The organism is Streptomyces colwelliae (assembly GCF_048158785.1).
Taxonomy (GTDB): Bacteria; Actinomycetota; Actinomycetes; order Streptomycetales; family Streptomycetaceae; genus Streptomyces.
Genome location: NZ_JBLTJC010000095.1, coordinates 24,223 through 32,174, shown reverse-complemented (window position 1 = coordinate 32,174; position 7,952 = coordinate 24,223). Strand labels below are relative to the sequence as shown.

The following is a 7,952-nucleotide window of genomic DNA, read 5'->3' as shown; positions in this document are numbered from 1 at the left end:
GGGGCGCCTTGAAGACGGCGGTGGGGTGATCGACGGCCTCGGCTTCGCCATCGGCCGCCTTCGTGTTCCCACCCGCACCGCCCGTGCGGGTCTCGTCGTCGGCTGCGGGTGGCCCCTCCGGGGCGGACTCGCCGTCGGCGGCTTCCGGTTGTGCGTCGAGTGCGTCGGGCGCGTCAGGTGCGTCGGCGGGGGCGGCGTCTTCGGTGCCGGTGTCCGTGGTCCGGGGGTCCGCGTCCGTGTCGCCTTCGGCGTCCTCCGGACGGTCGTCGGTCTTGGCCGCGGTCGCGTCCTCGGCGTCCTTCGGGGCGGCGCCGGCCTCGGCCGCGTCCCCCTCGGCTTCCGAGCGCGCGTCAGCGACCCGCTCACCCTCGGTCACGTCACCGTCACCGCCACCGTCGGACTCGGACTCGGACTCGGACTCGGATTCGGATTCGGCGGCACCCGAATCGCGCGCCTCCGCGTCCCCGGCATCCTCGACCCGCTCGCCCGAATCGCTCTCCTGAGCGGCCTCAGCGCCCTTGAGAGCGTCGGAGGCGGAGGTTTCCCCGCCGTCCCCGCCGTCCTCGGTCTCCGGGCCTCCAGCGGGCGTCTCCGCGTCCTCGGGACCCTCGGCCGTAGCCACGTTCTCCGAGTCCTCAGTCACGTCAGCCGTCTCGCCCCCGGCCGACTCCTCGGTGTCGGTCGGCTTCTCCCCGTTCGACCCCGACGACACCCAAGCCGCCACAGCCGCACGCAACCGAGCGTCGCCCTCCGGGCCGCCCTTGGCGGAAGGGTTCTGCGCATCGGCGTCCTCGGAGGCCTCAGCGTCAGCGGAGCCACCGGCGTCACCGGAGTCACCTCCGTCACCGGACCCACCAGCGTCTCCGGACCCACCGGCCTCCGCCTCAGCCCCCTCGGTGTCCCCGGCATCCTCGGTGTCCTCGATGTCCGCGGCGTCCTCCGTCGTCTCCGTCCGCAGTTCCCGGATCGAGAAGATCTTCGTCGCCGTGTCCACGCCCCCGCGCTGAGCCGTGGACGGTGTCCCGGTCTCGCGGGCCACCGCCAACCGGGGATCGCGCTCGCCCCTGGCCTCAGGAACCGGACTCGCGCTCCCCGGCGTCGGTTCTGCCGACGACTCGCGCTTCTTCGACCTGTCGGGGGACTCGCCCGCCACCGATGCCTCCTCCATGCGCCGCACGCTCCGCGTGCGTCAACCGAACCGACCGAGATAACCGAGTTAGTGACAAAAACAGCTGGAAAATCAGGTGGAAGCCAGCTGGAAAATCTCTTACCCGCCGCCCGGACAACGCATCAACACCGCTGTCCGAACCATGTACCAGTGTCCTGTGTGCGGGCTTACCCCTCGCGGTAGACGAGAACGACATACCTGCCGGTTCCATCACGAAGCGGTCACGCGCTCTCGACAGACCAATGTGAGAGGGGTCACCCTGTCATTCATCCACGCGGGGAGGCATGGATGGGCAGGAGCCGCAGAACACTTCCGGAAGAGCTTCTGTTGCTGGCATTGGACCCGGCCACGGGTACCACTGCACAGCCGCAGTCGCTCGACCTCGGTCTGGCCGGAGCACAGCTAGTGGAGCTGGCGCTGGCCGGACGGATAGCCCCGGACGGGGATCGTATCGCCGTGGTCGTACCACGGCCGACCGGAGATCCGACTTTGGACTGCGCGTTGGAGTTGCTGCGAAGGCGTGGCGCTCCCGTGCGTGCAGTGAACTGGATTGGCGGGCCCCGACTGGGACTTCGCCAGACCTACCTCTCGCATCTCGAGCGGTGCGGCATGGTGCATGCCGTGGCGGGACAGATGTGCGGGGTGTTGCCGACGACTCGCTACCAAGCGACGGACAACGAGATCAGCCGCGAGATCAGGGGCCGACTCGATTCCGCGATCCGCACCGGTGTGCCACCGGACCCGCGGACAGCCGCGCTCGCCGCACTGGCGCACGCGGTAGGTCTGGGCAAACACCTGTATCCGGGTAATGAGGGACGCTCGTCCCGCTCCCGGCTGCGGGACCTGATCAGGCACGACCCCATGGGCGGACTCGTGGCGCACGCCGTGATGGACGTCCAGAACGGGGTGGCGGCACAGCCACGCCGTAGCCCGGCCCCGGCCGGCCGTCAGGCCGCGCCCGGATCAAGGCCACCGGAACCGGCTCGTGGTGTTCCGATGCAGCCGCACCGCGGCACCATGGCGCGCGCCGTGGCTCACTGAGCCGCAGTCCCACGGCACACGCCGGAAACCGCGGAGCGGCACACGGCACGACCGGTACCACCGCACGACCGCAGTACACGCCGCACCGCAGTCCCCAAGACCCGGTTCGGGAGCCGCTGGTCCGAGCGGGGTGGAGTAGACGTAACGTCTCTCCACCCCGCTCGGCCGCATCTACGGACGCCTTCGCGGACGCCTCAGGCAACCCGAACATGGCTCGTACCTGCCGCATATCCACCGTTTCCCAGCGGTAGAAACCACCTTGGTGGCAGTCTGCTCAACAGCAGATACGCAAAGTGGCAAGCAGTGAGCAGCAAGTAGCAGCAAGTACAGGCATGCAGCCGGAGGTGCACGTTCCCGTGGCGTCAAGTGTCAATCCCACCGTCAGGAGACGCCGGTTGGGCCAGGAGTTGCGTCGACTCCGAGAGCTCAAGGGCATGACGGCCGAAGAAGTCGCCGAGCGGTTGCTGGTGTCGCAGTCGAAGATCAGCCGGCTGGAGAACGGGCGGCGCAGCATCAGCCAGCGCGACGTCCGCGACCTGTGCGGGGTCTACGAGGTGGAGGACGTCCGCATCGTCGACTCCCTCATGCAGATGGCCAAGGACTCGCGCCAGCAAGGCTGGTGGCACTCCTTCGGCGACATCCCGTACAGCGTCTACATCGGGCTGGAGACGGACGCGGCGAGTCTGCGCGTCTACGATCCCCAGGTCGTCCCCGGCCTGTTGCAGACCCGGCAGTACGCCGAGGCGCTCATCACCGGGGCGTTGCCCGAGACCGCCTCGGCCGATGTCGAGAAGCGGGTCCAGGTGCGGCTGCGCCGGCAGGAACGGATCTCCGCCCCGGAGAACCCGCTGCGGCTGTGGACCGTGATGGACGAGTCCGCGGTGCGCCGGGTGGTCGGCAACCGCTCGCTGATGCGGGACCAGTTGGAGCATCTCGTCGAGCAGTCCCAACTGCCGCACGTGACCGTGCAGGTGATCCCGTTCGACATGGGCGCCCATCCCGGGCTCAACGGGCAGTACGCGATCCTGGAGTTCCCCGACGCGGCGGACTCCAGCGTCGTCTACATCGAGGGCGTCACCAGCGACCTGTACCTGGAGAAGGCGAACGACGTCCAGAAGTACAGCGTGATGTACGAGCACTTGAGGGCACAGGCCCTGAACGTGGACCAGTCCCGTCAGTTCATCGCGGACATCGCGAAGGAATACGCGCGCTGAGGGGCCCCGTTGGCGGAAGGTGCCGCAGAGTACACCTTCCGCCGGGCGGGATGGAAGACACCAGGGGTATATGCCACCCGGTCGAGTGAATGGCCGCTTCGCCCGCCGATGTTGGCGAGTAGCGTCGATCACGCCATCGAGCAACAGACGTTGGCGCAAACCGTGTTGTGCGTCCGGAGAGTTCGTGGCCGGACGCGACGCGCGGTGACAGCAACTCAACAACTGGCATAACCGGAGCAAAAATGGCAATTCGTCAGGGCGCCACGGACACTTGGACCAAGTCCTCGTACTCCACCGGGAACGGCGCGTGCGTCGAGATCAAGTCACCGGTTCTCGCGGCCATGGCCGTGCGGGACTCCAAGGTCTCCGAGGGACCGACGCTGGCCTTCCCCGCGGACTCGTGGAACGCCTTCGTGGCAGATGTCGCGCGGGGGGCGCACGACCTTCACTGATGCGGCTGGATCACCTTTCACAACTCCATAAGCAGCACAGTGCAGTTCATGCACGACAGGCAGTACGAGCAGCACAAGTGGTGCAAGCAGTAGAAGCGTTGCAAGCAGTACAAGCGTTTCAAGAAGAGCCCTCTCGACTGGCCCGCCGTCCTGGCCGAGGGGGCTCGGCTTGTGCCCGCGACCGCCGTCTGTGGCGCCTCAGTTCACGGGGAACGCCACATCGCACACCGGGTCCTCCGGGCCCGCCGCGTTCCAGTCGGCGAAGTACACCTCGCGGCACGGCCCGGCGTACCGCAGCCCCTGCGCGGCGACCCACTGCTCCACCGCCTCGAACGCGGCCAGGATCTGCGGATGCGCCACCTGCGCCTTGGTGATCCGGGCGTACGCCAGCCGCTGTGCCGGTTCCACCCGGACCGCCGTCTGCCGGGCCCGCCCCTGCCCCGCGGCCCAGGCGCGCGCCGCCGCCTCGTCCGCGACCGGCACGCAGGCCTCGGCCGGGCCGTCGCTCTCCATCGACACCTCGGAGTGGTAGACGACGAACGGCGCGGCACTCACGCCCCCGCACTCCCTCGCCGCCGCCTCAAGTCGCCCCAGTGAGGCGCCGATCCAGGTCGGCAACTCGTCCGCGAGGGTGTGCCTGGTCTCGGTGATCAGCACCTGTTCCGGTACCTCGACCGTCTCGACCACGAACTTTCCGTACATCTCGGAGCTCCTCCCCGAAAGGCGTGCACGGAGGTACTCGGCGAGCGTGCGCTGTCCGGCGACCTTGGTCTCGACGTCCGTCCAGTACCCGGCGAGGAGTTCCGCCGCGTCGCTCCCGTCGGTCTCGACCAGCTCGGCGATCCGGGCCAGCGGCATGTCCAACTGCCGTAGCAGCGCCACGAGTCGGGCCCGCTCGACCTGGTTCGCGCGGTAGTAGCGGTAGCCACTCACCTCGTCGACACGATCCGGTGCGAGCAGCCCGAGCCGGTCGTACAGCCGCAGCGCCTTGGCCGAGAGCCGCGCCCGCGCCGCGAACGCGCCGATGGTCAGCAGTTCGTCGTCCACCACAGCATCCTCCGTCACCGGGCGGTTCCTGTCCGCCCGGCGACAAGGACGCTCAGCCCTGCCCCAGGGGCAAGGTCAACACATTCCTAGGCGAGGGCGCCGTCGACCGCCGCGACGACCTCCGCCGACTCCGGCTCGGTCTGTGGGGAGAAGCGGGCGAGCACCGTGCCGTCTCGGCCGATCAGGAACTTCTCGAAGTTCCAGCGGATGTCGCCGGTGTGGCCCTCGCCGTCCGCGAAGCCGACGAGCCGGTCGTACAGCTCGTGCCGGCCGTCCCCGTTGACCTCGACCTTCTCGGTCAGCGGGAAGGTCACGCCGTACGTCGCCGAGCAGAACTCGGCGATCTCCTCGGCGCTGCCGGGCTCCTGCCCGAGGAACTGGTTGCAGGGCACGCCGAGCACGGTGAAGCCCTGCGCCGCGTACCGCTCCTGGAGTCGCTCAAGGCCCGTGTACTGGGGGGTCAGCCCGCACTTGGAGGCCACGTTCACCACGAGGACGGCCTTGCCCGCGTACTGCGAGAGGTCCGCCGAGCCGCCCGTGAGCGACCCGATCTCGACACCGAGGGGACCCGTGTTCTCTGTAGTCGTCATAACCGGATGCTAACTCCGGTAAATGTCGTTCTCCCCAGGGGGCCCACGTGCCTACGGGCTCGCCGGCGGCCCGTGCGACTACAGCCCCGCCGCTTTCACCACGACCTCCCCGGCCGCCGTACGCGAATACAGCACCGACCGCCCCGCCCGCCGCCGCTCCACCAGCCCCGCGTCCAGCAGCACCCGCAGATGCCGCCCCACCGAGCCCAGCGCCTGCCCGGTCACGGCGGTCAGCTGGCTGGTGCTCATCGGCGAGCCGAGCAGCGTCAGCACACCCGCCCGGGACGGGCCCAGCAGCGCGCCCAGACTCGCGGGCACCGCGCGCGAGCCATGGTCGGCGAGGGCACCCGCGCACGGGTAGACGATGGCGTACCGGTCCGGCGCCTCCCACGACACCCACCCGCCCTTCGGCGTGACGGGCATGAGGAGCAACTCCGCGCCGGAGATCTCCCGGGGCGGATTCGCGTGCAGATTGATCTGTAGCCGGCTCTCCCCGAGCCACCGCGTCCGCCCCGGCGACAGCGTGTCCAGCACGGCCGCCCAGCCGCCCTGGCTCACCTGTGCCGTCCGGGCCACCACATCGGCCTCCAGCACCCGCCGTCGCCGCGCCCAGTACGGCCGTACGGTCTCCTCCCAGACGTACTCCAGGAGCCGGGCCGCCCGCTCGGGCAGATCGTCGCGTTCCAGGGCGGCGGGGAGCGGCCCGGCGAGCGAGACACGGAGGTTGTCCCGCGCGTCCTCGGGCCGGGTCTCCCGCACCCGGGCGATGGTCTCGGCGAACGACTCCCGGTCCGTCTGGGTCGGACAGAGGAAGTCGGCGATCCAGGACCGCCCGAGCCCGGCCCGCACCAGCGCTCCGGTGACCGGATCGGCCGCCAACAGCCCCTGGTAGCCAGGCAGATGATCACGCAGCCACACCTGCTCGCCCGGGTGCGCGCCCACCCCCGCGTGCAGCAGTTTCAGCGCGGCGAAGGTCTCCGCGAACGACGACAGGACGAACCGGCTCCGCGCGAGAGTGTCCGCGTTGAGCTGCCACAACCCCATCCGGCCACCCCCGTGTTTCGCGTCCGCGCGAAAGAATAGAACCCCCACCCGCACCCCCGCAGACTCCCCGCATGCGCAGCTACCGCGAGCTCTTCCGCACCCCCGAGTACACCCCGTTCTTCTTCTCCTTCGCCGCCCAGAACGCGGCCCTCACGATCAGCGGTCTGGCGCTCGCCACCCTCGTCTACAAGGCGACGGAGTCCCCGTTGCTGTCGGCCGTCAGCATGTTCGGCCCGCAGCTCGCCCAGATGCTGGGCGCGACCTTCTTCCTCTCGGGCGCCGACCGCCTGCCCCCGCGGGTCACCCTGACCGGCATCAACACGGCCTTCGCAGTCTGTACGGCCTTACTGGCACTCCCCGGTCTGCCGATCGGCGCGATCTTCGGCATCGTGTTCCTCCAGGGCCTGATCGCCTCGCTGGGCGGCGGGGTGAGCGGCGGCCTGCTCAACGAGATCCTGCCCAAGGACGGCTACCTGCTGGGCCGTTCGGTCTTCAACATGGCCTCGGGCCTGATGCAGGTCACCGGCTTCGCGGCGGGCGGAGCCCTCCTGGCCGTGCTCTCCCCGAGGGTCTGTCTCCTCCTCGCGGCGGCGCTGTACGCCACCACCGCCCTGCTCCTCCGCCTCGGCCTGACCGCCCGCCCACCCCGCTCCGCGGGCCGCCCGTCGGTGGCCGCGACCTGGCGCACGAACGCCCTCCTGTGGTCCTCCCGCCCCCGCCGCCTCACCTACCTCGGCATGTGGGTCCCCAACGGCCTGGTGGTCGGCTGCGAATCCCTCTACGTCTCCTACGACTCCCGGTCCGCCGGCGTGCTGTTCGCGAGCGCGGCGCTGGGCATGTTCGCCGGTGACCTGACCCTGGGCCGCTTCGTGCCCCGCGCCCTGCGCACCCGCCTGGACATCCCGCTCCGCCTCCTGCTGGCCACGCCGTACCTGTTCTTCGCCTTCCGCCCGGGCATGCCCTGGGCGGCCATGGCGGTCTGCGTCGCCTCCGTCGGCTACGGCGCGAGCCTCGTCCTCCAGGAACGCCTGATGGAACTCACCCCCGACGAACTCGCGGGCCACGCCCTCGGGTTGCGCTCCGCGGGCATGCTCACCATGCAGGGCGTGGGCGCGGCCGTAGCGGGCACGGTCGCCCAACTCACCACCCCGGCAACGGCGATGACCCTGGTGGCCGTGGCGTCGGTGGCGGTGACCCTGACACTGGCGATGCTCGGCCGACAGGTGCGAGGAGAGATCCCCGAGGTGCAAACGGCCTGAGGGTGAAGGGTGTTGGGGCGCCCCACGCGTCGCGGACGCGGTCGGCGCCGACACCCTGGAACGGATCGTCCAGGCCACCCTGACCCGCACCGGCCGCCCGGTCACGGTGACGGACAGCCCCGACGGCCTGCTGGTGA

At 70.0% G+C, this 7,952-nt stretch carries 7 protein-coding genes and 1 pseudogene; 4 read left to right on the top strand and 4 right to left on the bottom strand.

The annotated features are described in order from the left end of the window. Positions 1 to 1,168: pseudogene (locus ACNFOC_RS21135) on the bottom strand (hypothetical protein); the annotation flags it as partial. A gap of 288 nt (positions 1,169 to 1,456) precedes the next feature. On the opposite strand from ACNFOC_RS21135, the gene ACNFOC_RS21130 reads away from it, so the two are divergent. The 3 genes from ACNFOC_RS21130 to ACNFOC_RS21120 all read left to right on the top strand — a co-directional run bounded on the left by ACNFOC_RS21130 (position 1,457) and on the right by ACNFOC_RS21120 (position 3,875). Next, positions 1,457 to 2,209 carry a GOLPH3/VPS74 family protein gene (locus ACNFOC_RS21130; RefSeq protein WP_026150485.1) on the top strand — a complete coding sequence of 251 codons (753 nt, stop codon included), beginning with the start codon at positions 1,457 to 1,459 and terminating at the stop codon, positions 2,207 to 2,209. A gap of 356 nt (positions 2,210 to 2,565) precedes the next feature. Continuing rightward, on the top strand, positions 2,566 to 3,423 hold the full coding sequence (gene relB / locus ACNFOC_RS21125; RefSeq protein WP_416960651.1) for a type II toxin-antitoxin system RelB family anti-toxin: 858 nt from the start codon (positions 2,566 to 2,568) through the stop codon (positions 3,421 to 3,423). Positions 3,424 to 3,665: 242 nt separating this feature from the next. Further along, entirely contained in the window at positions 3,666 to 3,875 is a 210-nt protein-coding gene (locus ACNFOC_RS21120) for a DUF397 domain-containing protein (RefSeq protein WP_416960650.1), read from the top strand. Positions 3,876 to 4,073: 198 nt separating this feature from the next. On the opposite strand, the gene ACNFOC_RS21115 is transcribed toward ACNFOC_RS21120, so the two are convergent. The 3 genes from ACNFOC_RS21115 to ACNFOC_RS21105 form a co-directional block, all read right to left on the bottom strand. Continuing rightward, on the bottom strand, positions 4,074 to 4,940 hold the full coding sequence (locus ACNFOC_RS21115) for a MerR family transcriptional regulator (RefSeq protein ID WP_416960649.1): 867 nt from the start codon (positions 4,938 to 4,940) through the stop codon (positions 4,074 to 4,076). Positions 4,941 to 5,008: 68 nt separating this feature from the next. After that, the gene (locus tag ACNFOC_RS21110) at positions 5,009 to 5,512 is read right to left on the bottom strand and encodes a glutathione peroxidase (protein WP_416960648.1); all 504 of its coding nucleotides are present in this window, start codon (positions 5,510 to 5,512) and stop codon (positions 5,009 to 5,011) included. Between the two features lie 78 nt (positions 5,513 to 5,590). Beyond that, positions 5,591 to 6,556 carry an ArsR/SmtB family transcription factor gene (locus tag ACNFOC_RS21105; protein WP_416960647.1) on the bottom strand — a complete coding sequence of 322 codons (966 nt, stop codon included), beginning with the start codon at positions 6,554 to 6,556 and terminating at the stop codon, positions 5,591 to 5,593. 71 nt (positions 6,557 to 6,627) lie between these two features. Here ACNFOC_RS21105 and ACNFOC_RS21100 point away from each other — a divergent pair, with 71 nt between their 5' ends. Next, entirely contained in the window at positions 6,628 to 7,815 is a 1,188-nt protein-coding gene (locus tag ACNFOC_RS21100) for an MFS transporter (RefSeq protein WP_416960646.1), read from the top strand. The last annotated feature ends 137 nt before the right edge of the window (positions 7,816 to 7,952 follow it).

Coding starts and splice junctions, on each gene's coding strand:
- ACNFOC_RS21110 (WP_416960648.1), bottom strand. CDS start 5,512: ATGACGACTACAGAGAACACGGGTCCCCTCGGTGTCGAGATCGGGTCG.
- ACNFOC_RS21130 (WP_026150485.1), top strand. CDS start 1,457: ATGGGCAGGAGCCGCAGAACACTTCCGGAAGAGCTTCTGTTGCTGGCA.
- ACNFOC_RS21100 (WP_416960646.1), top strand. CDS start 6,628: ATGCGCAGCTACCGCGAGCTCTTCCGCACCCCCGAGTACACCCCGTTC.
- ACNFOC_RS21105 (WP_416960647.1), bottom strand. CDS start 6,556: ATGGGGTTGTGGCAGCTCAACGCGGACACTCTCGCGCGGAGCCGGTTC.
- ACNFOC_RS21120 (WP_416960650.1), top strand. CDS start 3,666: ATGGCAATTCGTCAGGGCGCCACGGACACTTGGACCAAGTCCTCGTAC.